This window comes from Methanolapillus millepedarum (assembly GCF_032594115.1).
GTDB classification, from domain to species: Archaea; Halobacteriota; Methanosarcinia; order Methanosarcinales; family Methanosarcinaceae; genus Methanolapillus; species Methanolapillus millepedarum.
Genome location: NZ_CP131060.1, coordinates 1,157,596 through 1,182,080, shown reverse-complemented (window position 1 = coordinate 1,182,080; position 24,485 = coordinate 1,157,596). Strand labels below are relative to the sequence as shown.

Genomic DNA, 24,485 nt, shown 5'->3' with positions numbered 1-24,485 from the left:
ATGAAAGCCATAAGATCCAACATTCCGCGCGCTTTAAACTCCGGCGCCCGCGTCGACTGTGTCGACAACACCGGTGCGAAAGTGCTTGAAATTATTTCCGTCAAAAACTACCGCGGTGTCAAAAACAGATACCCGAAAGCCGGCGTCGGTGACTTGTGCATCGTCTCCGTCAAGAAAGGAACGCCTGAAATGAGAAAACAGGTTCTTTTGGCGGTCGTTGTCCGGCAAAAGAAAGAAATCAGACGGCCGGACGGCTTACACGTGTCTTTTGAAGACAACGCCATGGTTCTCGTGGACGATTCCGGTGTTCCGAAAGGCACCGACATCAAAGGCCCGGTGGCCCGTGAAGTCGCGGAAAGATTCCCCAAAGTCGGTACAACCGCATCCATTGTGATCTGAGGTGACAAAAATGGCAACATCAATTCAACCCAGAAAACAAAGAAAAGCCAGATACAACGCGCCGCTTCACATGCGCCAAAAATACATGGGCGCCCGTTTAAGCGACGATTTATCTAAAAAATACAACACCCGTTCCGCTCCGGTCATCACCGGCGACACCGTTTTGGTGATGCGCGGCGATTTCAAAGGCGTTTCGGGCAAAGTTGAAAAAGTCAATCTCGCGGATTGCGTTATTCACGTGGCCGGCGTCGTTTCGACGAAGGTCAACGGCGAAGAAGTTCCAAGACCGATTTACCCGTCCAATGTGATGATTACGAAATTGGAACTCAAAGATAAAAAACGCGAAGCACGTATTCGCGGACAGGAGTGAGTCACATGCACCAGAAAAGAATGTCAATGCCGACCAGCTGGAAAGTTCCCAAAAAGACCAACAAATGGATTACGGCGACAAGCCCCGGTCCGCACAGCAAAGACTCAAGCCTTCCGCTCGTCGTGATTTTACGCGATCTTTTGAAAATCGTTGACACATCCAAAGAAGCCACCCGCATTCTTCAAGAGAAACAGGTGCTCGTTGACGGTGTCGCCCGGAAAAACTTAAAGTTCCCGGTCGGCATTTTCGATGTCGTCGCCATCCCCGCGAACAATCAATATTATCGTATGCTTCAAGACACCAAAGGCCGGCTTTATCTCAATGAAATTGATGAAAACCGCGCGAAATGGAAGATTTGCAGAATCAACGGTAAGACCACCGTCAAGGGCGGTAAAACCCAATTGAACCTTCACGACGGCTCCAACATTTTGGCGTCGGAAGACTACAAGACCAAAGACACTGTGAAACTCTCTCTTCCGGACAAGAAAATCTTGGCCCGGTTTGAATACAAGATCGGCAACACCGTGATGATTACGGGCGGCCGGCACAGCGGAATGGTCGGAAAAGTAACGGAAATCGAAACCATTCGCAGTTCCAAGAACAACGTGGTGAAAGTTTCCGGCAAAAATGATATTGAAACCATCGAAAACTATGTTTTCGTAATCGGTGAGGACAAACCTGAAATTAAAGTAGGTGAACAAGCATGAGCAATTCGGAAAACCCGATGAGAACTCCTGTTATCGAAAAAGTGATTGTCCACATGGGTGTCGGCGAAAGCGGCCAACACCTCGTTGATGCAGAAAACATACTTGCGGAAATCACCGGACAAACCGTGATTCGGGCATTTGCGAAAATGACCGTTCCGGCGTTCGGGATTAAAAAGAAAGAGCCGATCGGCTGTAAAGTCACTTTAAGAGGGGACAACGCGGAAGAATTCCTCACGACCTCTTTGAAAATTGTCGAAAACACCTTAAAGAGCTCCCAATTCGACCAAAACGGAAACGTTTCCTTTGGTATCGAAGAACACACGGATTTCCCCGGTATGAAGTATGACCCGAATATTGGTGTTTTTGGGATGGACGTCACTGTCGTCTTAAAACGCCCGGGAAACAGAATCAGCAAAAGAAGAATCGCGCAGACGAAAGTTCCGGCTTCCCACAAAATGAACAAAGCCGACGCTGTTGCATTCTTAAAGGACAACTACGGTGTGGAGGTCGTTTAATATGGTACAGACAAAAAAGAGATTCGGACGCGGCGCCAGCTGTTGCAAGCGCTGCGGTCAAAAGCAATCGCTCGTCCGCAAATATGACATATATTTGTGCCGGCACTGCTTTAGAGAAGTTGCCCCGAAGATGGGCTTTAACAAGTACAGCTGAGGTGAGGAAAAATGGTATTATTTGATCCTCTGGCCGATGCTTTATCCGTGATTAAAAACGCGGAAAACGTCGGTAAAACAACCTGTGTCATCCGGCCGGCTTCCAAAATTATCGGAAACGTCCTCAATGTGATGAAAGAAGGCGGCTACATCGAGTCGTTTGAGTTCGTCGAAGACGGTAAAGCCGGCGTTTACGAAGTGAAACTCGCCGGTTCCATCAACGACTGCGGCGCCATCAAACCGCGCTACTCGATCGGTATCGACGGCTTTGAGAAGTGGGAAAAGGAATACTTGCCCGCGAAGAACTTCGGCGTCTTGGTTTTGACCACATCCTTGGGTGTCTTGTCTCACAATGAAGCGCGTGAAAAGAATGTCGGCGGAAAGCTTTTGGCTTACGTTTACTGATGGGGTGGCAATATGGCAAAAGAATTTACAGAAATTGTCGAAATCATCCCCGGTGTGACCGTTAAGTACGAAAACCACATCATGACCGTGAAAGGCCCGAAAGGACAAAATGTCCGCGAGTTTTACTATCCGGGAATTGACATCGCCGTGAATGGCGCTGAAATTACCGTCGATACGGAAAACCCGAAAAAGCAATACAAAGCCATGGTCGGCACGTTTGCGTCCCACCTCAAGAACATGATTCACGGTGTGACGGAAGGCTTTGAGTACAAAATGACCATTGTGTACTCTCACTTCCCGATGCAGACGAAAGTGAACGGAAAAACGTTTGTGATCAGCAACTTCCTTGGAGAAAAGAAGCCCCGTATCGCCAAGATTGTCGGCGAGACGACGGTGAAAATCAACGGAAACAGCGTTGTTGTGACCGGCATCAACAAAGAAGATGTCGGACAAACGACCGCCAACATTGAACAGAAAACCAAAATCAAGAGATTTGACCCGCGTGTCTTCCAAGACGGAATTTACGTGGTGGATAAAGCATAAGGTGGTCACGATGGCAAAAGAAAATACAGTTCCCGAAACAAACGCGGAAAACACGTCTGTTGACGCGGCTTGCGCAACCAACCTCCTTGATGCGGATCCTGAGTTCAGACGTTTGTTCAACGTTCGTAAAGTTCAAAAATCAAGAAAACCGTCCTTCCACAAGCAGGGCCAACACAAATTCAAGCGGCTCAGCACCAGCTGGCGCCGCCCGCGCGGTAACCAAAGCAAGCAGCGTGCCGGTTTTTACGGCAAAGGCGCGCTTGTGACCGTCGGTTACGGCAGCCCCGCTTTGATTAAAGGACTTCACCCGTCCGGTTTTGATGAAGTGATCGTCAACAACGTGGATGAATTGTCTTTGGTCGACCCCGAATTTGAAGCCGTCAGAATTGCCGGCGGCGTCGGCGGTAAAAAGAAGGCGGTCATTGTCGCAAAAGCAGCCGAATTCGGCATTAAAGTGTTAAATCCGGGAAAGGGGGAAGTTTAAATGTCCAACTTAACCAACCAAAGAAGAATGGCCTCTCAAGTCTTGGACTGCGGTCTGGACCGTGTTTGGCTTGACCCGGAACAAAGTGAGAAAATCGCCGAAGCGATTACCCGTGAAGACATTCGCGGCCTCATTTCCGAAGGCTTCATCAAGGCCAAGAAAGTGAAAGGTGTCAGCCGCGGACGCGCGAGAATCGTCGCCGAAAAGAGAGCCTACGGCCACAGAAAAGGTCCGGGTTCCCGCAAAGGTAAGAAAGGCGCCCGAACCAACAGCAAAGAGTTGTGGATGAAAAAGATTCGCGCTCTTCGTAAGAAGTTGAAGGAAATGCGCGCGAACGAGACGCTTGACAAGAAGACCTTCTGCCGCTATTACAGAAAAGCGAAAGGCGGGGAATTCAGAAACACGGCTCACCTTGAAGCGCACATTCAAGCTGAATTGAAGAAGTAAAAATAAAAATTCCTCGCAACGCTTCGGAATTTTTCAGGGCGGTGGGAGTCTGATTCCGCGAAGTTCGCTTCGCAAAAAGGCTCCTCCCGGCCGTTTTTTATTTTTAGTTTCTTTGTTTTTTTTTTTTTTTTGGTTTCAGCGGCGCCGGCGCGCGTTACGGCAACCTATTCTTTTAAAGTTCAAGAACTGAAGGTCGTTTCTTATTTTTGTTTTCGTGGATAATCCGTTTGTTTGATATAGTATCAGGTTATTGAAAAAAAGTAAATCGGTTCGTTCACTATTTGTTTTATAATATAATCCTGTGAAATGAAATTTTCGAAACGTTTCATTAATTTTAATGAGTAATCAAACAAAAACGATAACAAAAACAAAAACAAAATAGACGATAAATATGATCACAAAAACGTCCAAAATCCTCTTATTCGCTCCCGTCCTGATGATTCTTTTCATCCTGACGGCAATGCCCGCACTGGCCAATCCGGTCACCGTTACAAACGTTACGGATGCCAATTCAAATTTGACAAATTGGGCGTCAACGCCGGGTTCTTATCAACTCATTTTAGACGCTGACGGTTGGGACACTTCAGATCCGGCAACCACAATTTCAATTCCGGACAGAATCACAGACCTGATCATCGAAAGCAACAACGACTCTATAGAATTGTCCATAAATATAGAAAAAGCGCCGGATTATTCCGGCGTTTTAAATTTGACACTTGTGAATTTGAACATCGACGCGTCAGCCATCGGTCACGGTATTGACATTGACGGCGACGACGGCACAACTCTGTTCCTGGAAGGCAACAACACAATTGTTGGAAATTTGACCGGAATTCATGTCGGTTCCGGTCACTTTTTGACAATCACCGCAAACGAATCCGTTCCAAATGACCTGATTGTTTACGGCGGAGAAGGCAGCGCCGGAATCGGCGGAAAATATGTTCCCTCAGGCATCGGTGAATCCGGCGGAACAATTGTTATTAATGGTTTTGTTGTGATTGATGAGGTTAAGGGCGGTACCGGTGTAGCAAATGGTGGCGGTGGCGCGGCAATCGGTGGCGGCGGCGCCAAAGATAACAGCGGCGGGGACGGAACCATTACGGTCTCTGATTCTGTCACCATTTTGATGGCAACAGGTGGCGATAATGGTACCGGTGGTTATGGCGGCGGCGGCGCTGCAATCGGCGGCGGTGGCGGCGGTGGCGGCGGTGGCGGCGGTGGCGGCGGTGGCGGCGGTGGCGGCGGTAACAGCAGCAATGGCGGAGCCGGAACTGTTACAATATCCGACTCTGTAACAATTGCAGCAGCAACAGGCGGCAATGGTGGCGATGGCGGCGGCGCAGCAATCGGCGGCGGTGGCAGCGGTGGCGGTGGTAACGGCGGGGCCGGAACGGCTACGGTTTCAGATTCTGCAACAATTACAACGGCAACGGGCGGTAGCAGCATATACGGTGGCGGTGGTGCGGCAATCGGTGGCGGTGGATCTTATGAAGGAACCGGCGGAGCCGGAACTGTTACATTATCAGGCTCGGTGGTGGTCAAAACGGTGACAGGTGGAGATGGCGGTTTTGGAAATGATATGCCTGGCGGCGGCGGTGCTGCAATCGGCGGTGGAGGGGTCTGCAATGGGACCGGTGGCGTCGGAGATATTACATTATCAGATTCAGCAGCAATTGAAACGGCAACGGGTGGCCGTGGTATTACAGGCGGCGCGGCAATTGGCAGTGGGGGCAGTAATGATGATGTTGGTGCCGGTACCGTTACGTTATCGGATGTTGTGGTTATTGAAAATGCAGTCGGTGGCACAGGCAGCTTCGTTGGCGGTACAGCAATCGGTGGCGGTGGGGGTTTCACCGGCGGGGACGGAATCATTACGATCTCTGATTCAGTAACAATTAACATGGCGGCCGGTGGCATTGGAAAATATGCTGATGGCGTAGCAATCGGTGGCGGCAGCGGGTCATTTGGTGGAACCGGAGATATTACGATCTCCGATTCGGTAACAATTAAAGCGATGGCCGGCGGCGGGGACGGCATCGACGGTGTGGCAATCGGCGGTGGCAGCGGTTTTTATTATACTGTTGAGGGTCGTGGTGGAATCGGTGGAACCGGGACGATTACAATCAATGGCGGGACCACCATTATCACTTCGGCCGATGGTCATGACGCAATCGGCGGCGGAAATGGGGACGTAACACCCGGAACGTCAACGATTGTCATTGACGGCGGAAGCATTTACACGCCCGGAAGCGGATCTAATGATTTTGCGACGATCCAAGGATACTCGGATACGCCGGGAAGCAACAATGTCAAAAACAGCAATGGAACCGAAGTTTTTAAAACAAAAGTTGAAAAGGGAAGTGAAAACGCAAATACATTGTATCACATTATCAACGAAGATGTAACTCCCAATCTCGAATTTGACTCTTACACAGATGAATACGGAGATTTGTATTTGTACACCGTTTCCAAAGCGGCTCCGTCATCACCCGGAAGCAGCGGCGGATTTGGTCAAGCAACTGTTTTGCCGGCAACAACACCGCAAACCGAAAACAACACGGCTGAAAACAACACAATCGAACAACAAAACGGTTCAAACAATTCTCAAAATCAAAACAATTCGCAAGTTTCAACCGGCGAAGATTATGATAACAACCGCCTTCCGTCTTGGATTTGGATTGTCGTGGCGATTGTCGTAGTTGTTTTAATCGGCGACGTTGCGTATTGGTATTTCTACAAAAGAAAATAAGAGTAAACATATTGAAAATATATTGAAAAATTGTGAAAAACGGTGCCGGCAAAGGAATAAAAAGACCTTTGCCGGTTTTTTTGGTTTTTGAAAAACGATATCTTTGTTTTCTTTTTGTAACATTTTTCTTTTAACATTTTTCTTTTAATTTTTTTATTTTTGCACTATTTTATTTCTGCTTTGAGTATTTTTGATTGTTTTTTATTATTTCCAAAAATAAAAACATAAAATTATATATTTTAAAAATTATATTTATTAAAATTATTTATATTTATTTTAAAAAATGGGGGCAAAACTTTTCCGGTTTTGTTTTTCATTTCCGAAATATTATTTTTCAAAAATCGAAAAGATCTAATATGCTCAGCTCAACTAAAAAATCAAATATTAAATCCCGTCCGGCAATTCACAGATTGCTTGCATTGCTTCTCATCTCTTTCCTCTTTTTATCGTCTGTGCCGTTTGCGGCGGCTGTCGGTCCGGTTACTTTTGCAGATGATAATTTAAGAATTGCCATTTGCGACGCGCTGGGTGAAGACAACGCAACTTATGAGCCATTGACAACCGATTTAGCAGGTTTGACAACATTATCGGCTTATTCTCGCGGCATTCAAAATTTGTCGGGACTTGAATACGCGGCCAATTTGGAATATTTGGATTTGGGGAACAACAGCGTCTCCAATATTTCCGCATTAAGCGGCATGACTCAATTAGAACAACTGTTTTTGTCCGACAACAATATTTCCGACATTTCCGCGCTGAGCGGTCTGACAAATATGACAAAATTGAAATTGTATAACAACAACATTTCCGATATTTCAGCGCTTTCCGGTCTGGTCAATTTGACCTATTTAGACCTGGGCGACAACAACATTTCAAGCGTTACGTCGCTCTCAGGTCTCACGAGTTTAACCAACTTTTATGTGAGCCGTAACAATGTTTCCAATATTTCCGCATTAGCCGGTCTTACGAATTTGGCAGAATTAAAATTGTATGACAACAACATTTCCGACATTTCATCTCTTTCCGGCATGGGCGACTTAATCTATTTGGACCTTGGCGACAACAACATTTCGAATCTTTCCGCGTTGGCCGGTCTGACGGATTTGAAGCATCTTTATTTAACCAACAATTCCATCTCCAACGTCTCAGCTTTGCAATCCTTGGTTAATTTGGAAGTCCTTGAATTGTTCGGAAATCATCAAATTTCAGATGTTTCCGCATTGGCCGGCCTGACCGGTTTAAAACGACTTGATTTGTCCGGCAAACAAATTTCCAATATTTCCACGTTGAGCAGCTTGACCGGACTTGAAGAACTTTATTTGCACAACAACAGCATTTCCAACATTTCCGCATTGAGTTTCCTTTCCAACTTGACCGTTTTAACGTTATCTCAAAATCCCGTTTCCGATGTTTCCGTTTTGAACGGCCTTTCCGAGCTCGAATTCTTAGTTTTGTCCGACAATCCGGCTTATTTAACCCAGTTGGATTTGTCGGGACCAACTGCTTTGATTTTATCTAATGATTCGATTGATGGCGCCGGTATTTTCGGAGATTACTATTATGTCGGTTTTACAAAACCTGTTTCGATCGGACAGCCCGTTCAAATCAAAAATCCGGTTTATGATGCCACCGGTATCGTTCTCAATCCGGCAGAAGGGACAATCACCTGCAACGGAACGTACAATGAAAGTACAAACGCAGTGGCTTGGAGTTATCCGGATTACACATCGGAAGACAATTATGTTTCCTACGAAATTGAAGATGATTTTTTTGTCGTTATTGAATACTTCTTAACCGCTCAAAGGTCGATTTCAAGCGGCAGCGGTGTCGGAAGTGCCATGGTTATGGATTCGGTTCCATCATCCGGTTCGGCAACGGACTCAATGCCGGAAGTGCAACCGGCGCCGACACAGCAATCGCCACAATCGCCGCAAACGGCAACGACACCAACGGATTCGGGAAGCGGTGCGGGCGGATGGACGACAACCACTTGGATTCTGATTATTGCAGGTGCTGTTGTTATCATCGCATTAATCGGCGGCGCTTATTGGTACTTTACCAATCAGACTAAGTAATTTTAAACTGAATAAATTAAAAACCAAATGAATAATCCGTTTTAGTTTTCCTAAGGCGGATTTATTACTTTTTTAGTTGTTTAGTATGGTTCTTAACTCTTTTTTTAAAACATTTTATTATACATTAAAAAATATAAATAAAAATTTTTAAAATATTTATATATATATGAATGTGTTTTATTTTTTTGCTATTCTGTCTTTAAAATTCTGAATAGTTTGGAGGATCAATATGAAAAAATATTTATCTATTTTATTTGTGTGTATATTGTTAATCTCAATTTGTAGCCATCCTGCAAGTGCATTGCTCTTACCGTGGACTTCATATGGTGTCTATAATACAACTGTCAACGTTTCTTTTACAAATGATTATAGCAGTTCGTGGAAAACTGAAATAATGGCAGCGGCTTCTACCTGGGAATCAGCAGGGTCCACCTTTGCTCGTAAACCTCAATTTTGGAATAAGTCTGTGTATAACTCAACAGATGGTGTTTCATTTAGTAAATCATCTTTTACGAACGGGTCTACTGCATTGGCTACAACAAGTTTTACAAGTATTACAAAAAATGGAAAGACTTATATTAATTCCAGTCGCGTCACTTTCAACACAAATCATAATTTCACAACAAACATATCGAATATTTCCGCTGCAGGGCGTCATCCAAACGGAACAATATATTGGGGTGTTTATGATGTTCAATCTATATCACTTCATGAGTTGGGTCATAGTTTGGGTTTAGCTGATAATACTGTTAATAACAGTTCTATTATGTATCAGCCTGCAAGAATGACACAATCTTTAGGAACTTATGACAAGAATGATTTAAAAACAATATATAATGTTCTGATTGCAAAAAGTATTATGGGTAATATGGATATTGGAAATGTTGACCTTAAAAATGAAAAAATATTTATCTCAACGTCAATTAACTATATTCCTCTTTCAGAAGATCTTATGGTTGATGTTTCTGATTTGATTGTAAAAGGAAAGGTAAAGGAAGTTTTGCCAAGTAAATGGAACACGTCCGATGGTAAAAGCCCCTCTTATGAGGATATTGGAGAGTATGGCCTGTACCATGATGTTATCATTGAAGTTGAAGATATTTATAAAGGATCTTTGCCTGATTCAACAAATGAAATCAAAATTCGAAGATTTGGAGGTTCTTTAGATAATGTGGAACATACACTGGATATGAGGGATTATTCTAAAGGGAGTGAAATGATTTTATATTTAATTGAAGGTACGGATATTTCACCTTCAACCTCAAAAGATGTTACATGTTACACCGAATTAAATGGAAATGGTCAATTATTAATTGTTAATGATATGGCCTTAAATGCCTATGGCGAATCTGTAGATATTAATAAGCAAGTTATGCCTTACGTCAGGTAACTTTTGATTAATATTTTTCTAGACCGAATCAAAAGATTCGGTTTTATTTTTTGAGGTGTAAAAATGCGTTTCAATTTGGAAAAAATTTTATTTGTTTGCTTTTTTCTTTTAATTTTCTCAATATCCATTGCATCTGCATCATTTCCTTCATCTCCTGTTCTTGAAATCGACACGGGGGGTACTTACCAATTAGGTCTATATGTTCCATGCATTATTAAAATTACAACAAGCGAGCCTGTTATTTTGGAAGGTTCCGGAAAACATGTTGAATCTGTTTCTATTTTATGTGACGCCGGTGAAAACGGAGTTCATTTGACTCTTAAAAACGTGTCTTATTCAACAAAAAGTTCAAATGATTATCTTTTTGACAGTGAATATTATTCGGCTCTTTATTTTGTGAGTGGAAATAATCAGTTAATTCTTTCGGGAAATAATATCATTAAAACAGAATTTAAAGAAAACACTTTTCGATTTAAAGGGGGCGCCGGAATCGGTGTTCCAGAGGGGTCTTTTTTAGAAATTTCCGAGGTAAAAGGAGGGGTCGGGTCATTAAGTGTTTATGGTGAAACAGGCGGTAGTGGAATCGGTGGTGGCAGCGGAGTTGAGTATTTGTCATCGGATGAAGCTGTTATCAATGATGATGGAAATGCCGGTACCATTGTTATCAGGAGTGGTTCTATCACATCTTATGGTGGCGTTTCCGGAAGCGGTATTGGAACCGGCAGTTATGGTAATTCTGGAAATATCTCCATTCTTGGCGGGAATGTAATGGCGGTTGGCGGTGACGGTGGAAGTGGCATAGGATGCGGTTTTTCAGGATCTGGTTCAAATATCAGTATTTTTGGCGGTATGGTGACAGCATCCGGTCAAAAAGGGGGTGCTGGAATTGGTGGCGGTGCCGTTAAAAGTTCAACGAATAACAGTGGTCAGCTTCATATTTTTAGCGGTGTTATTCTCGATTCAGTTTTAGCAGAGAATGCGGGAGAAATTATCCTCTCAAATTCTTCTTGTTATTGGGGAGATGGTTCAAAAATTGGGTCTGGAGGAAATTGGTCGGGTCCAGATCCCGGTGTTGTTCATCTTGAAAATTTATGGTTTGGAAAAAAAGAAGAAACAAATGCGGGAATACCTTATGAATTGCAGAACATCACATACCTTGAAGATGACCAAACTCTGACATTAACTTATACAGTTAATAATGGTATGAATGATGCTGTTTTACCAACAATTGAACAAATCAATGAAAATTTCGAAGCCTCTTTTTCACCTATCAAATCTTTGAGATGGGTAGATGAATCCGAAGAAACATATTTTCCAAACTCTAAATTTACAAAAACAAATGAAAATGGGATAAATTTGTCGGCAGTTTCCAAAAATGGATTTTGGGATTGGTTGAAATCAATTTTTTTGATTGGTAGAAAACATTCTTTTTAAATTTAAATCAGCAATATATTTTAATAATATCTTCTCCATTTTATAATCATTTCGGGTTCACATCATAACATTGAATCCGCATTCGTTTTATATAATATTTTTTTGGTGAAAATATGTTGACAAACACGTTCCATAAAGTATTCGTTTTTCTTTTGGTTTCTTTGATTCTTTTGGCGGCAACGCCGGCAGCCCTTGCCGATGACACTTTGGTGGACATACCGGATGCGAATTTGAAAAAAGCAATCAATGCACAGCTGAACCTTGATATCAATCATTCGTTGACCGTTTCCGATATGGAAAGTTTGACGGAATTGTATGCTTCCGAGTTGAATATTTCAAATTTAAAAGGTCTTGAATATGCGGTGAATTTGGATGTTCTTTATTTGGACAAAAATAATATTTCCGACATCTCTGCCTTATCCAATCTGACGAATCTTTCCGAACTCGGTCTTGACGGCAACAAAATTTCCGATATTTCAGCGCTTTCCGGTTTGACGCAGCTGGAATATCTCTATGTGGACAGCAACAACATTTCAAACATTTCGACGCTTGCGAATCTTTTGAATTTGAAAGAACTTTATATCGATGCCAATCATATTTCAAATATTTCCTCTCTCGGCAACTTGACCAACTTAGAATCGTTTTCCATTGCTGGAAATCCGATTTTTGACATTTCCATTCTTCGAAATTTCAGCGGTTTGACGACGTTGGACATGGCCGGAACAGTCGTCGAAGACGCGACACCTTTGTATGATTTAAATTTGAAAATTTTGTCCATTTCTTTTGACCAAAAACCGATTGTTGATTTGTCGAAGATAAAGACGTTGAGTTTATTGTTTATTTCGGATGACCCTGTTTACTATATTGATTTGGATGAAGATACCGTCGTGTTTACAAAAACAGTTCCGGTTGACTCCGATATTACAATTACCAACCCGATTTACTATTCGTCGGGAAATCCGATTCCACCAAAAGACGGAACAATCAGTAACGGTGGAACTTATAACGCCGCGACGAATACAATTACTTGGACGGATTTGGGTACTGATTCCAGCGTCCGGTTTGATTTCGATAATGAACCCGTGCCCGGTTTTTCCGGATCCGTTGTTTATAATTTTTCCTTTACAGAACCAAAAAGCAGCGGTTTATCGACAACGACTTGGGTGATCATCATCGCCGCCATTGTTTTGATTATCGTTGTTGTCGGCGGATTTTATCTTTATTCGTCGAAAAAGAATAATAAATAATTTGAAAGACATTTCAGTAAATATTAAAATGAGTCAAAAGCCCGTTTACGGGCTTTTTCCATTTTTTTCAAAAATCGATTCAAAAACGCTTTCCAAATATAGGCCTTGTACTATATGTCCAAAAATTTGAGTTGTTTTCATGTAATTCATTTATTTGAGTAAAAAGAAAAAAGTGATATTTATGGTTTATGAAACTAATAAGTGGTATTCTATTAATTCTAAAGAAGAATGGATTGGATTTATTCGGTATTTCGATAAGTTAGATACCGATGGAGAGTTTCAATATAAATATCGTGATCCTACACCAAAAGAGAAGTATTTCCGGAGCAAAAAAGAAATGATAAAGTATCTAAATAAGGATTGGAGAAATGTTAATCCCGTTTCAGAAATTCGATTTATCCCCGATTAATTAAATTGAAGACGGGACAAAACTCAGACATTGATAAACGAATCAAAATGAAACACACACTTTTCATGCACATGGCTTAATTTCCGTGCAGAATAAAGATTATGTGTGTGAGTACTTTTTATGTAAAGTCCAACAAAAATGATTAAGTGTTTTCAAAAGAATTTGGCAAAATCATTTTTAAAATGGTTTTTAAATCACATTTTTCCGTCGTCCAAGCTAAGCTGCCATTGGATCCCGAATTTGTCGGTCACCATTCCGTAAAACCCGCTCCAAAACGTTTCTTGAAGTTCCATCGCGACTTTCCCGTCTTTTTTCAAAGCATTGAAGAGCTTTTCGATTTTTTTCTTGTCTTTTGTGCTGTACGTCAAGCTCATATTGTTTCCGGCGACAAAAGGCATTCCGGGCATGGTGTCTGAAAACATCAGGTTGTGGCCGTCAATGTTTAAAGCGGTGTAAAGAATTCTCTTTTTAACGTCTTCTGTCATCGGAAAGTCCGGATCCGGCATTTCGCCGAATGTCATCATCGGTTGTTTTTCAACGCCGAATGTTTTCGCATAAAATTCAACCGCTTCACGGCAATTTCCGTTAAAATTGATAAATGCTTGTAAAACCATAGTGCATCACTCTTTTATTTTTGAAATTGTCTGGTTTGACAATCTGAAAACAACACGATGTTAAAATATATTAATATATTTATTTTAATGAATTCAGATGAATTAAAACCTTGGTTGAAATTAAAAAAGAGTAATTGCCGGAGCCGGCAATTTTGATTTTAAAATTAATTGTTGCAACTGAATCAACAATTGGTTATTTCCTATACTTTTTTCCGGCAACGATTGCCGCCAAACCGAGAACTGCGGCAGTTAGGAAGAAAGTGAAGCCGGGCATTTCAGCTGTTTTAACACGTACATCCATTAATTGAACATCGACCTCAGTTCTGTTTTTTGTATTTTCGCGATCATCTTCAATGCTTTGGAGTAATGCGTTGACGATCAATTCTTTTTCTTGGGGCCAATTTGTATTAAAAAGAACTTTATAATCTTCCATTTGTGTTTTATTGACGCGGTATGCTTCCGGATTTTCGATTAAAATATCAAAATAAATGTTCATGTCTGCAATCACGTGATCATATGCGGTTCCTAATTTTATCAGAATTTTTTCAAGTTCGTCCATTTGGCCGGTTAATTTCATGGCGTTTTCATAGGAACGGTTCCCGCTGACGACATCCGATGCCACAACGGCAACTTCTCCATAAAGTGTTGCCATTTCTCCATATGCGGTACCAGCTTCCTGATAACTTTGGGCGATTGTTCCCAATTTTTGCCGGTCCCCATCCTTAAGTGTTGGAATTTCCTTTTTGAACAAATCGGCTTGCTTGTTGCAGAAATCCGAAGACGCTTTGTAAACTTGAGCGCTGATATTGAGTCCGGAAATGTATTCCTGAGTTACGTTTTTCAAATAGAAATTCGTGTACGATATTTTTTGAACGGTCTCGCTGTCTTTGACAACTTCGCCGGTTTCCCCGTCAATGACTAAAACGCCTGTCAATGTGTTGTTGACCGAATATTCGACGAAGTAATACGGATGCGATTCAAGGGTGTAAAGGTTCATATCCATTTGTTCCCCGTCTCCGATTGAATAGCCGCCGGCGGTGATCCAAGCATCTTCCAAACTGATTGCGCCAAGTGCCGGCGTCAGCATCATTAAAATGAAAAGTAAAGAAAGTATTCCCATCATCATTTTTCTCATCATTGTCTAAACCCCAAATTATTATATTATTTTAAAAATAAAAGATTTAATTTCAAACATATGTTTTTTTAAAATGTTTAAAATCAAATATTGTTTTCTTCGTTCTTTCTATATTAATTCATTGGCGGCCGGTGTGTTTAAATAAAATATAATTGATTTGAGCGCAAATTGAGTTGTTTAAATTTCATTCCCGGACAAAGATTAATTTTCCACATTTTTCACATTCATATTCTAAGTTCATGGCATTCATTTTTCCTCGACATCTCGGACAGATAGGATTTTTTATTTCTTTTGAAAATTTAACAGCCCCTGTGATTCCAACATTTATTAAAACATACATCCAGAGTGTAAATTGAATATTATTGGTGAACGGAAGACGGTTTAAATAAATCACTTCATAGTGATCAAACATCAGCAGTAATAGCAGAAAAAATAAGAACCCGAAGGTGATGGTTTCTATCAAATTTTTTTGATTAATGATGTGGTTGAGATATTTTACGCCCTCCAAAATTCCGGAGATCATTTAAGTTCCCCTCCGCAAAATTGACAATCGGAATCTCCTAAATAATTGCGGTTTTGGCAATTTTTACATTTTTTAAGAGGTGTTTTTAAAATTTCAATTAAAGCAATCCCGCCAATTAATGCCATCATGATTGCAATCAAATCTTCTATGGTCTTGTTCATTTTCCCTCTCCTTTATATTTTTGAAGATTATATCTATTTAAAATGCATAAAACTATTAAATTTATTTCCAAATGTAATTCTCCCCTTTCTTTATATCTTTTACGATTTTTCGGATTTCAGAATCTTTATATACAACTAATCTGTATATAGGAACCCTTTTGATAGGCGTCTTTTCGGTTAATATTTGTTAATAAAATATGCCGGCAGCTTATGAAAAGAAAAATTAAACTTTTAAACATAAAAAAATGTTGAGGAGCTAGTTATGGCAACAGGACCAAGATATAAGGTTCCGATGAGAAGAAGAAGAGAGGGACGGACCAATTACCATTCCCGTCTTGCGCTTCTCCTTTCCAAAGAGAACCGTATCGTCGTGCGCAAAAGCACACGAAACATGCAAATTCAGCTTATAGCCCCAACACCGATCGGAGATGTCACTTATTCATCCGCCATCTCAACCGAACTCGGAAAATACGGCTATAACGGACCGACAGGAAACACAACCGCAGCGTACTTAACCGGCCTTTTGTTCGGCCTGCGCAGCATCCAAAACGGATATGACTCCGGCATTTTGGACATCGGACTTCACGCGTCCACTTCGGGATCCCGCGTTTACGCCGCCTTAAAAGGCATCGTTGACGCCGGCATTGATGTTCCGCATGACGAATCCATTTTCCCGTCCGATGAACGCATCCGGGGAGAAATTGCGGCCGAGTACAACGGATCAGATCTTCCCGCACAGTTTGACGCGGCGGTCGAAAAAATTAATGCTGAGTTCAGGTGATGAAAAATGGCATATGAAGAAGCAGAATGGGTCCCGAAAACAAGACTTGGAAAACTTGTTGCGGACGGACAAATTACAACCATGGAAGACGCCCTTAAGTCCCGCCTTCCTTTGAGAGAGCCGCAAATTGTGGATCTTCTTTTACCGGACCTGACTGATGAAGTTTTAGACATCAACATGGTTCAGAGAATGACTGACTCCGGACGGCGTGTCAAATTCAGAGCGACCGTCATTGTCGGAAACGGAAACGGTTATGTCGGTCTCGGTCAGGGCAAAGACGTTCAAGTCGGAAACGCCATCAAAAAGGCGATTGAAGCGGCAAAATTGAATATTCAGCACATCACACGCGGCTGCGGTTCTTGGGAATGCGCTTGCGGAAACGAACACACTGTTCCGTACGAAGCCACCGGAAAAATCGGCAGCGTCGTCGTGACTTTAATTCCGGCACCGAGAGGTCTTGGAATTGCCGCCGGAAGCACCGCTAAAAAAGTGCTTGAAAAAGCCGGTATCCGTGACGTTTGGACCCAAACCGAAGGAACAACCCGCACAACGTTGAACTTTGCCAAAGCGACATTTGTTGCTTTGAACAATGTCAGCACAATGAGACTTCCGAAGAAAGGAAACGGAGGAGTCTAAACATGTATGCAGTTATCAGAATGAGAGGATGTGTTGCCGTCAGAGAGACGATTGAAGACACACTCCGCATGCTTCGCTTAAACAAAGTGAACCACTGTGTTTTCCTTCCGGAAAACGACATCTACAAGGGTATGATTCAGAAATCCAAAGACTATGTGGCTTTCGGAACCGTCAATGCCGAACAAGTTGCCGAAATTTTCGAAACACGCGGCCGGCTCGAAGGCGGAGAATGTTTGACTGACGCTTATGTCGCCGAAAACACGCCGTACGGTTCGATCAAAGAACTTGCAGAAGCGTTTGTTGACGGAAAAATCGAAATCAAAGACGTTCCGTTGATGAAGCCGGTTTTCAGGCTTCACCCGCCGAGAAAAGGACACGCCGGTATGAAGAGAACCGTTCAACAGGGCGGCGTTCTCGGAAACCATGGCGAAGAAATCGCTGTTCTTTTGCACAAAATGAGGTAAGGTGGAAAACATGGGACACATCAGAACTAAAAAATACAGAGGATCACGCACCTGCGGCGGCGGTACTCACAAAAACAGAAGAGGTGCCGGAAACCGCGGAGGCCGCGGCCACGCCGGTGGAAACGCCCACCACTTTATCCGTGCCATGCGCGAAGGATACAGACCCGGTTACATTTACAAAGGATTTACCCGCCCGAAAGCGGTTGTCGACCCGGTCTTTATCGTCAATGTCGGTGAACTTGATGAACTCGTTGCTTTCCTTCACGAAGCGGAAGCCGATTACATCGAGCTTGACGGCGACACCTTTGTTGTCGATTTGTACAGCATCGGCATCGATAAAGTTTTGGGAACCGGACGCGTCACCAAAAAGATGATTGTCAAAGCAGAATCTTTCTCCGAGTCCGCCCGCGAAAAAATCGAGGCCGCCGGTGGAGAGTGCATCGAAGTCGACGGTTGCGACTGTGCCTGTGACGGCGATTGTGACTGCGCAGAAGATGAAGAATAAATTTTAAAAATTAAATTCGAAAACGTGTTGTTAAAACATTGTTTCAGAATCAGATTCATGAATAAAGAAAGCCGGAGTTAATGCCGCTTTCTTTTATTTGTTTATTTGTTGTGATTTTTTATGTTTTGATTTATCACGTTACCGAATTTTTCTGTCATTATTTTGCTTGATGTTATTTTTATAAATATCAACTGCATACAATAATATATTAATACTATTAACCGTTATCACTATCTGCATTAATTTGCGGTTTTAAGATAGATTGATTCAACTTCAGGTTTCATTCATATTTATTTCAGATTTATCTTTGACGTTATTGCTTATTGATTTGTATTTTATTGTTGTCTTATTGAGTTTATGAATTACTAATTTACAGTGAATTGAGTCTATCCATTCTATTTCAAATCAAGGTGTATTCGAATGAGTTTCAGGAGTGTTTTGGAGCCTTTTTTTAGCAGGTTACCCTCTGTCGCCAGACCTGAAAAACAAGTTTTGTTTAAAAACAAAGTGATGTGGACGCTTGCGATCCTTGCGCTTTACTTTGTTCTTTCAAACGTTCCGTTGTTTGGTATGTCGGCTGAATCGATCGATTTATTTGCGCAATATCGTGCCTTCTTCGCGGGCGCCACCGGTTCTCTCATCGTTCTCGGTATCGGCCCCATTGTGACGGCGTCGATCATTTTGCAATTGTTGGTCGGCGGTGACATTATTCACCTGGACCTTTCGGATCCGAAAGACCAAGCTTATTTCCAAGGCGCTCAGAAGTTCCTCGTCTTTGTGATGATTGTTTTAGAAACGCTTCCGCAGCTTTTCGGCTACATCAAGCCGGATCCGGCGCTTGCGGCGACTTTAGGTGTTGACCTTTGGGTCGTTACGTTGTTCTTATTCATTCAGATTTGTATCGGCGGCGTCCTCATTATGTTCATGGACGAAGTGGTCTCCAAGTGGGGTATCGGCTCCGGTATCAGTTTGTTCATCGTCGCGGGTGTTTCCCAGCAGATTGTCACCGGTTTAATCAACTGGTTGCCGGGTTCCGACGGTCTGTCCATCGGTATTATCCCGAAATGGTTCCAATTAATTACAAGCGGTGAACTTGGAACGCTCTTTTCCAGTTCTTCCGGAATAATGTATCTCTTAATCAACGCCGGTATTCTCGCGCTCATTTCCACGATTGTGATTTTCATCGTCGTCGTTTATGTGGAAAGTGTCCGGATTGAAATTCCGCTCGCCCACACATCGGTTCGCGGCGCCCGCGGAAAATTCCCGGTCAAGTTGATTTACGCATCCGTTCTTCCGATGATTTTGGTCCGCGCTCTGCAGGCCAACATTCAATTGGTCGGCGTTCTTTTGGCCGGCCGCGGAATCACTATCTTTGGTGAGTATTCCGGCGCGACGCCGGTCAACGGTATCATGTATTACTTGTCAGCCATCAACAGTCCGTCCGATTGGATTCCGACTTATGTGGCGCAAAACTTTGCGTCCATGGGCTACGCGGCGCCGGCCACCTGGCAAATCGGCCTTCACGTGCTGATTGACGCCTTCTTGTTGATTGCGGGCGGTATCATCTTCGCCTTGTTCTGGATTGAAACAACCGGCATGGGTGCCAAACAAACGGCCAAGAAGATTTACAATTCCGGCATGCAAGTTCCGGGATTCAGAAACAACATCGCATCCATTGAAAAATATATGCAGCGCTACATCCCGAAAGTGACCGTTATCGGCGGTGCTTTTATCGGTATTCTGACTCTGTTTGCCAGTTTGCTCGGTACGGTCGGAGGTGCCGGTGGTACCGGATTATTGCTCACGGTCAGTATTGTCTACCGTTTGTATGAGGATTTGGCGTCCGAACAAATGATGGAAATGCATCCGATGCTTCGTTCTTTCCTCGGAAAAGACAATTAATTAAACTAAATTTAGCAAAAAGGAAGGCGTTTGAAGAAATTCAAACGCCTTTTTTTATTCACTTTCGTTATCGTTTTTTCTTTTTCTCTTGTCCTTTTCTTTTCCTCCATGCCTTTTATTGCTTTTGTTTTGAATAATTCTTTTCAAAACACTTTTTTTTCTTAAAACGATTATTTTATATAATATTATATTTATCTATAAAATTATATAATAAAGGAGGTGGGATTAAATAACGTCTGACATAATTTATAAACTCCGATCAGCGATTAACCTAAACCCAAACTCTAAAAACGATATCTTTAAACATGATTCCACAAAAGGTTGAATCCAATGTGTCTGAAACCTCTTTAAATATTCGAAAACCGACCCCCGGAGGGACCATTTATCCTCATGGTCCCTCAATCACTTTTCTTTTCATTTTCGTATTTATGCCGCTTCCATTCTTTTTATTATTTCTTATTGTCTATTCTTTTTTAATTGACTCATCTCATTTTTTCATTTAAGTTTTTGTTTTAATATTTTAAACGAAAAATTTGAAGCAATGTTTATATATTTACTATTATATTATAAATGTTATATTTTAAAGGGGGTGAATTGAAATGGCAACAAATCAACGTGCAGATTCCAAGAATCCGAATAATGCTTCCAAAAAAGCAGCGATGGACAACAAATCCAACCAAAAAAACCCAAACAATGCGGCTTCTAAAGGAAAGAAATAATTCCGTTCATTCAATCCGTTATTTATGAATAATTCAATAGTTTCCGGCAGATGAAATCTGCCGATTTCTTTTTTTAATTTTGATGAATTCCGGGCAGGATTGATTTGCCTTCTCTCCTTTTATAATTTTACAGTTTTTTGCTTGCCATGCAATTCTTTTTATAAGAAAATGTTTATTTGTAATTACTTTCCTTCTTGTTTTAATCATTCAATTTTATATTTTCAGGTGGTATTGATGAACATTATATTATTTGGTCCGCCCGGCGCCGGAAAAGGAACGCAGGCGCAGAAATTGTCTAAAGAATACAACATCCCGCAAATTTCAACCGGCGATATCCTTCGCGCGAACGTTAAAGAAGGAACGCCGCTCGGGCTTGCCGCGAAAAGTTACATGGATAAAGGCGCGCTTGTTCCGGACGACGTTTTGATCGGAATTATCAAGAACCGTTTGATTCAAGACGATTGCAAAGGCGGTTTTCTTTTGGACGGTTACCCGCGAACAATTCCGCAAGCAGAAGCATTAGGCAAGATTTTAAAAGAAATCAACAAACCGATTGAATGCGTCATCAATATCATCGTTCCGGAAAAAGATCTGGTGGAACGCATTTCCGGCCGCTGGATGTCAGCCTGCGGCGCCAGCTACCACATCCAATTCAATCCGCCCAAAAAGTCCGGCATTTGCGACGTTTGCGGCGATAAACTTTATCAAAGAACAGATGATACGGCAGACGCGGTCACGCAACGGTTGAAGGCTTATCAATCTCAAACAGCGCCTCTTGTGGATTTTTATAAAAAAGAAGGCGTTCTCAAAGACATTGACGGAACAAAAGACATTGATGTCGTTTTTGAAGAAATTAAAAAGTTAGTGAATAAATTCAAATAAGGATAAGATATTTTCCGTTTATTTGAATTATCTTTCCCATTTCTTATGCCTTTATTTTTACATTTTATCAAAAATCAATTTAAAAGGGATTGTTTTGGCACAAACACAAAGTATCAAAGATATCGTCAGTAAAGCATTGCTGATTGTCGGTGTCATTTTATTTGTCGGCGTCATGTTTCCGAGTTTTCGCGCCGTTCTCGGCGAATTTATGGACATTGTCATGTCTCCTGTTCTCCTTTTGGTTGGCGAATCAAATTTCTTCCTTCTTTTGTCGGCCATGGCCATTATCACCGCGATTTATTCCTCTTTGATTCAGAAATATCTGGTCGATCAAAATAAGATGCGTGATTTCCAGGAAAAAATGAAGGTCTATCAAAAGGAAATGAAAGAGGCGCAGCAAACGCAAAATACTTATTTGCTCAAAAAACTTGAAGAACAGCAAGCTGAGATGATGGAAGAGCAAATGACCATGATGAAACAGCAGTTTAAACCGATGTTTTACATTGTTATTATCTCTCTCCCGCTTTTGATGTGGGTTTACTATTACATCGGCGGGCATCCGGACGCAACACTTGTTTTCCCGTTTTGGGGAACTCAATTTTTGAGCGACAAACTTTTCATCTTTACCTACTGGCTCTACTGGTATTTCATTTCGTCATTGGCGTTCAGCCAAGTGCTCCGTAAATTCATGAACATTACGACGGCCGGCGCTTGATGTTCAAAAATGAAATTAAAAACAAAAATTAAAAACAAAAATTAGGAATAAATAATAAAAACAAAAGACGGATGGCAAACGGTATTTATGTTAATCACACTCAGCGGTCTTCCGGGAACCGGCAAATCGACGGTGGCGAAGATTTTAAAAGAGCGTTCCGGTATGGATTTCATATCCTCCGGAGAAATTTTCCGCGGCCTTGCCAAGGAAATGAATCTTTCTTTGGCGGAATTCGGCGTTCTGGCCGAATCCGACCCGTCCGTTGATTTGAAAATAGATATGAAGCAGCAGGAGCTTTCAAAGACTCAAGACAATTTGATTTTGGAAGGACGCCTCGCAGCCCACATGTCAACCGCAGCACCTCCGGGAAAGCCTGTTCTTCGGGTTTATTTGAAAGCGCCGATTGAAACCCGCGTTCGCCGGATTATGACGCGGGAAGGCACGTCATCGTTTAAATTCGAGATGGATAAAACGATTGAGCGCGAAAATTCCGAAAACACACGTTATTTGAAATATTATAAAATCGATATCAATGATCTTTTTATTTATGATTTGGTCATTGACACCGACCGCCTACTCCCGGAAACGATTGCCGACATAATTCTGAGGGCGGCAGACGCCATGCAGTAAGTTCCAATTTCCCATTTTTTAATTTCTTCTTTCTTCTGTTCTCTCTTCTTCTTTCTCTTTTTTCTTTTTGTAATGTCATTTCTATCTTATCATTTCTATCTTATTTTGATTTATAATTGAGTCAGCCGGCCCTTATATTTTTTATTTATAGTTTTCGTTTTTTTCAAAATCGAAGTGAATATATACTGTCAATGTATTTTCTATTGCATAACTTAAAAATTTAAAATGAGGGGTTCTCATGAATGACTTTTTGTATTTCAAGAATTTTAAACACAGCTGGGTTTGGAATTTTTTCCAGAAAAAGAACGGTAAAAATTCTCAGATTAATTCGGTATTAAATCAAATTCAAAAAACCAATCTTTACCAAATTAAAAACATTGAAGAAATCCGAGAACGATTCGAAGCATGCCCAAAGGCAGCTAACATGCTGCTTTATGTCACAGACAGTTTGAAGAAAATATACAATTGTGGTTTAAACGGAAAAATTGACATGTTTTACGATTCAGGATTTGATTGTATTGAAATTACAGTTCCGATCACTCATTATCAAGAACGTATGAACCAAATTGATTCGGAAATTTTTGAGCTCAATCGGCAGATTCGAGAAAAATATGGCACATTTGCACAACACGTTTTTGTTGCTGTTTGAGGAGTTGAAAATATGATTTTTCCGGAACAGTTTTTAGATATATCTCGGTAGTTGGACAAACTGGCACAGAATGAAAATTGCCAATACCCGGAGTCTGCATACCGTTGCGTCATCAGCCGGGCTTATTACGCTGCTTTTTTGTCGGCACGAAATTACGCAAAGGATTTAAATCACATGGTTTTTAAGTTTAAGGAAACACATGCGGATGTTGCAAATTTTTACACGAATTCAAAAAATAAAAACCATCAGCAAATCGGAAACAAATTGTATTCGTTAAGAGTCTGGAGAAATAAAACAGATTATGATGATGTGTTGACATTCAATTTACCGATTTCAATGCAGGCAGATAAAGCCATTGAATATGCCGAATTTATTCTTGAAAAATTAAACTAAATTTGTCGTATTTTCAAAATTATTATATAATATCCTCTCCAATTTATCACAAACGGTTTTCAAACAGCCGTCTTTCAAAAACTATGAATTGGAGGAGATATTATTAAGAAAACATTGTCTATTGCAGCTTTACTCATTGTTCTTTTTGCTTGTATCGCATCCGGCTGTATGGGCGACAAAATCGTCGGCACTTGGGATGGTAATAAGACAAAAGCCGTCGCCACATTTTCAAGCGACAAAACCTTTACGATTTCTTACTATGGCGCCACAATGAACGGAACCTGGGCAAAAGGAGACGGCCAGTATCTTCTTTATGTCAACAATACCGAAATCGGAAATGCTGTTTTCGTTGACAAAGACTTGCGTATCACACTCGGGTCCGGTCTTTTCTCATTGACGGATGACTTCGTCAAAAGAAAATAATCAAATCTGAGAGATGGAAAGATCAG

Annotated in this window: 30 protein-coding genes; 26 read left to right on the top strand and 4 right to left on the bottom strand. The window is 41.7% G+C overall.

All coding sequences use genetic code 11. From position 1 onward, the window contains the following. The 15 genes from MsAc7_RS05575 (at position 1) to MsAc7_RS05505 (ending at position 13,327) form a co-directional block, all read left to right on the top strand. Positions 1-399: a 50S ribosomal protein L14 gene (locus MsAc7_RS05575; RefSeq protein ID WP_338101941.1), complete on the top strand. Its 399-nt coding sequence runs from the start codon at positions 1-3 to the stop codon at positions 397-399. 10 nt (positions 400-409) lie between these two features. Beyond that, positions 410-769, top strand: coding sequence for a 50S ribosomal protein L24 (gene rplX, locus MsAc7_RS05570; protein WP_338101940.1), 360 nt, complete (start codon positions 410-412; stop codon positions 767-769). A gap of 5 nt (positions 770-774) precedes the next feature. Next, positions 775-1,476: a 30S ribosomal protein S4e gene (locus tag MsAc7_RS05565; RefSeq protein ID WP_338101939.1), complete on the top strand. Its 702-nt coding sequence runs from the start codon at positions 775-777 to the stop codon at positions 1,474-1,476. Continuing rightward, the gene (locus MsAc7_RS05560; RefSeq protein ID WP_338101938.1) at positions 1,473-1,991 is read left to right on the top strand and encodes a 50S ribosomal protein L5; all 519 of its coding nucleotides are present in this window, start codon (positions 1,473-1,475) and stop codon (positions 1,989-1,991) included. The genes MsAc7_RS05565 and MsAc7_RS05560 overlap by 4 nt, the downstream gene beginning before the upstream one ends. Position 1,992: 1 nt before the next feature. Then, positions 1,993-2,145, top strand: a complete 153-nt coding sequence (locus tag MsAc7_RS05555) for a 30S ribosomal protein S14 (protein ID WP_338101937.1) — start codon at positions 1,993-1,995, stop codon at positions 2,143-2,145. A gap of 11 nt (positions 2,146-2,156) precedes the next feature. Then, on the top strand, positions 2,157-2,549 hold the full coding sequence (locus tag MsAc7_RS05550; RefSeq protein WP_338101936.1) for a 30S ribosomal protein S8: 393 nt from the start codon (positions 2,157-2,159) through the stop codon (positions 2,547-2,549). Between the two features lie 12 nt (positions 2,550-2,561). Further along, the gene (locus MsAc7_RS05545) at positions 2,562-3,092 is read left to right on the top strand and encodes a 50S ribosomal protein L6 (RefSeq protein ID WP_338101935.1); all 531 of its coding nucleotides are present in this window, start codon (positions 2,562-2,564) and stop codon (positions 3,090-3,092) included. Positions 3,093-3,102: 10 nt separating this feature from the next. Beyond that, entirely contained in the window at positions 3,103-3,576 is a 474-nt protein-coding gene (locus MsAc7_RS05540) for a 50S ribosomal protein L32e (RefSeq protein WP_338101934.1), read from the top strand. Beyond that, positions 3,577-4,023, top strand: a complete 447-nt coding sequence (locus tag MsAc7_RS05535) for a 50S ribosomal protein L19e (RefSeq protein WP_338101933.1) — start codon at positions 3,577-3,579, stop codon at positions 4,021-4,023. Between the two features lie 391 nt (positions 4,024-4,414). Then, positions 4,415-6,772 (top strand): hypothetical protein, encoded by a 2,358-nt coding sequence (locus tag MsAc7_RS05530; protein WP_338101932.1) that lies wholly within the window; start codon positions 4,415-4,417, stop codon positions 6,770-6,772. 356 nt (positions 6,773-7,128) lie between these two features. Then, the gene (locus tag MsAc7_RS05525; protein WP_338101931.1) at positions 7,129-8,847 is read left to right on the top strand and encodes a leucine-rich repeat domain-containing protein; all 1,719 of its coding nucleotides are present in this window, start codon (positions 7,129-7,131) and stop codon (positions 8,845-8,847) included. Between the two features lie 229 nt (positions 8,848-9,076). Beyond that, on the top strand, positions 9,077-10,237 hold the full coding sequence (locus tag MsAc7_RS05520; RefSeq protein WP_338101930.1) for a matrixin family metalloprotease: 1,161 nt from the start codon (positions 9,077-9,079) through the stop codon (positions 10,235-10,237). Positions 10,238-10,300: 63 nt separating this feature from the next. Further along, positions 10,301-11,671, top strand: a complete 1,371-nt coding sequence (locus tag MsAc7_RS05515; RefSeq protein WP_338101929.1) for a hypothetical protein — start codon at positions 10,301-10,303, stop codon at positions 11,669-11,671. 113 nt (positions 11,672-11,784) lie between these two features. Beyond that, complete coding sequence (locus tag MsAc7_RS05510; RefSeq protein ID WP_338101928.1) at positions 11,785-12,918, top strand: leucine-rich repeat domain-containing protein; 1,134 nt, start codon at positions 11,785-11,787, stop codon at positions 12,916-12,918. Positions 12,919-13,099: 181 nt separating this feature from the next. Continuing rightward, positions 13,100-13,327, top strand: a complete 228-nt coding sequence (locus MsAc7_RS05505) for a hypothetical protein (protein ID WP_338101927.1) — start codon at positions 13,100-13,102, stop codon at positions 13,325-13,327. A 194-nt stretch (positions 13,328-13,521) separates the two neighbouring features. Here MsAc7_RS05505 and MsAc7_RS05500 read toward each other — a convergent pair whose 3' ends face one another. From MsAc7_RS05500 to MsAc7_RS05485, 4 genes are all read right to left on the bottom strand, one after another. Further along, a complete protein-coding gene (locus MsAc7_RS05500) occupies positions 13,522-13,941 on the bottom strand; it encodes a VOC family protein (protein WP_338101926.1) in 420 nt (139 codons plus the stop codon). Positions 13,942-14,134: 193 nt separating this feature from the next. Beyond that, entirely contained in the window at positions 14,135-15,079 is a 945-nt protein-coding gene (locus MsAc7_RS05495; protein WP_338101925.1) for a hypothetical protein, read from the bottom strand. Positions 15,080-15,260: 181 nt separating this feature from the next. After that, positions 15,261-15,599 (bottom strand): hypothetical protein, encoded by a 339-nt coding sequence (locus MsAc7_RS05490; protein ID WP_338101924.1) that lies wholly within the window; start codon positions 15,597-15,599, stop codon positions 15,261-15,263. Then, a complete protein-coding gene (locus MsAc7_RS05485; protein ID WP_338101923.1) occupies positions 15,596-15,760 on the bottom strand; it encodes a hypothetical protein in 165 nt (54 codons plus the stop codon). The genes MsAc7_RS05490 and MsAc7_RS05485 overlap by 4 nt, the downstream gene beginning before the upstream one ends. Before the next feature lie 262 nt (positions 15,761-16,022). On the opposite strand from MsAc7_RS05485, the gene MsAc7_RS05480 reads away from it, so the two are divergent. From MsAc7_RS05480 to MsAc7_RS05430, 11 genes are all read left to right on the top strand, one after another. Next, positions 16,023-16,541 (top strand): 50S ribosomal protein L18, encoded by a 519-nt coding sequence (locus MsAc7_RS05480; protein WP_338101922.1) that lies wholly within the window; start codon positions 16,023-16,025, stop codon positions 16,539-16,541. Between the two features lie 6 nt (positions 16,542-16,547). Further along, positions 16,548-17,177, top strand: a complete 630-nt coding sequence (locus tag MsAc7_RS05475) for a 30S ribosomal protein S5 (protein WP_338101921.1) — start codon at positions 16,548-16,550, stop codon at positions 17,175-17,177. Positions 17,178-17,179: 2 nt separating this feature from the next. After that, positions 17,180-17,641, top strand: a complete 462-nt coding sequence (locus tag MsAc7_RS05470; RefSeq protein WP_338101920.1) for a 50S ribosomal protein L30 — start codon at positions 17,180-17,182, stop codon at positions 17,639-17,641. A gap of 19 nt (positions 17,642-17,660) precedes the next feature. Then, the gene (locus tag MsAc7_RS05465) at positions 17,661-18,146 is read left to right on the top strand and encodes an uL15m family ribosomal protein (RefSeq protein ID WP_338103472.1); all 486 of its coding nucleotides are present in this window, start codon (positions 17,661-17,663) and stop codon (positions 18,144-18,146) included. Positions 18,147-18,566: 420 nt separating this feature from the next. Next, positions 18,567-20,048, top strand: a complete 1,482-nt coding sequence (secY, locus tag MsAc7_RS05460; protein WP_338101919.1) for a preprotein translocase subunit SecY — start codon at positions 18,567-18,569, stop codon at positions 20,046-20,048. A gap of 953 nt (positions 20,049-21,001) precedes the next feature. Further along, the gene (locus MsAc7_RS05455; RefSeq protein ID WP_338101918.1) at positions 21,002-21,649 is read left to right on the top strand and encodes an adenylate kinase; all 648 of its coding nucleotides are present in this window, start codon (positions 21,002-21,004) and stop codon (positions 21,647-21,649) included. Between the two features lie 94 nt (positions 21,650-21,743). Next, positions 21,744-22,364, top strand: a complete 621-nt coding sequence (locus MsAc7_RS05450; protein ID WP_338101917.1) for a DUF106 domain-containing protein — start codon at positions 21,744-21,746, stop codon at positions 22,362-22,364. 87 nt (positions 22,365-22,451) lie between these two features. Beyond that, positions 22,452-22,994, top strand: coding sequence for a (d)CMP kinase (gene cmk / locus MsAc7_RS05445; RefSeq protein ID WP_338101916.1), 543 nt, complete (start codon positions 22,452-22,454; stop codon positions 22,992-22,994). Positions 22,995-23,232: 238 nt separating this feature from the next. Further along, positions 23,233-23,643 carry a hypothetical protein gene (locus MsAc7_RS05440; protein ID WP_338101915.1) on the top strand — a complete coding sequence of 137 codons (411 nt, stop codon included), beginning with the start codon at positions 23,233-23,235 and terminating at the stop codon, positions 23,641-23,643. 51 nt (positions 23,644-23,694) lie between these two features. Continuing rightward, positions 23,695-24,036: a hypothetical protein gene (locus MsAc7_RS05435; protein ID WP_338101914.1), complete on the top strand. Its 342-nt coding sequence runs from the start codon at positions 23,695-23,697 to the stop codon at positions 24,034-24,036. Between the two features lie 114 nt (positions 24,037-24,150). Next, on the top strand, positions 24,151-24,459 hold the full coding sequence (locus tag MsAc7_RS05430) for a hypothetical protein (RefSeq protein WP_338101913.1): 309 nt from the start codon (positions 24,151-24,153) through the stop codon (positions 24,457-24,459). Positions 24,460-24,485 lie beyond the last annotated feature (26 nt).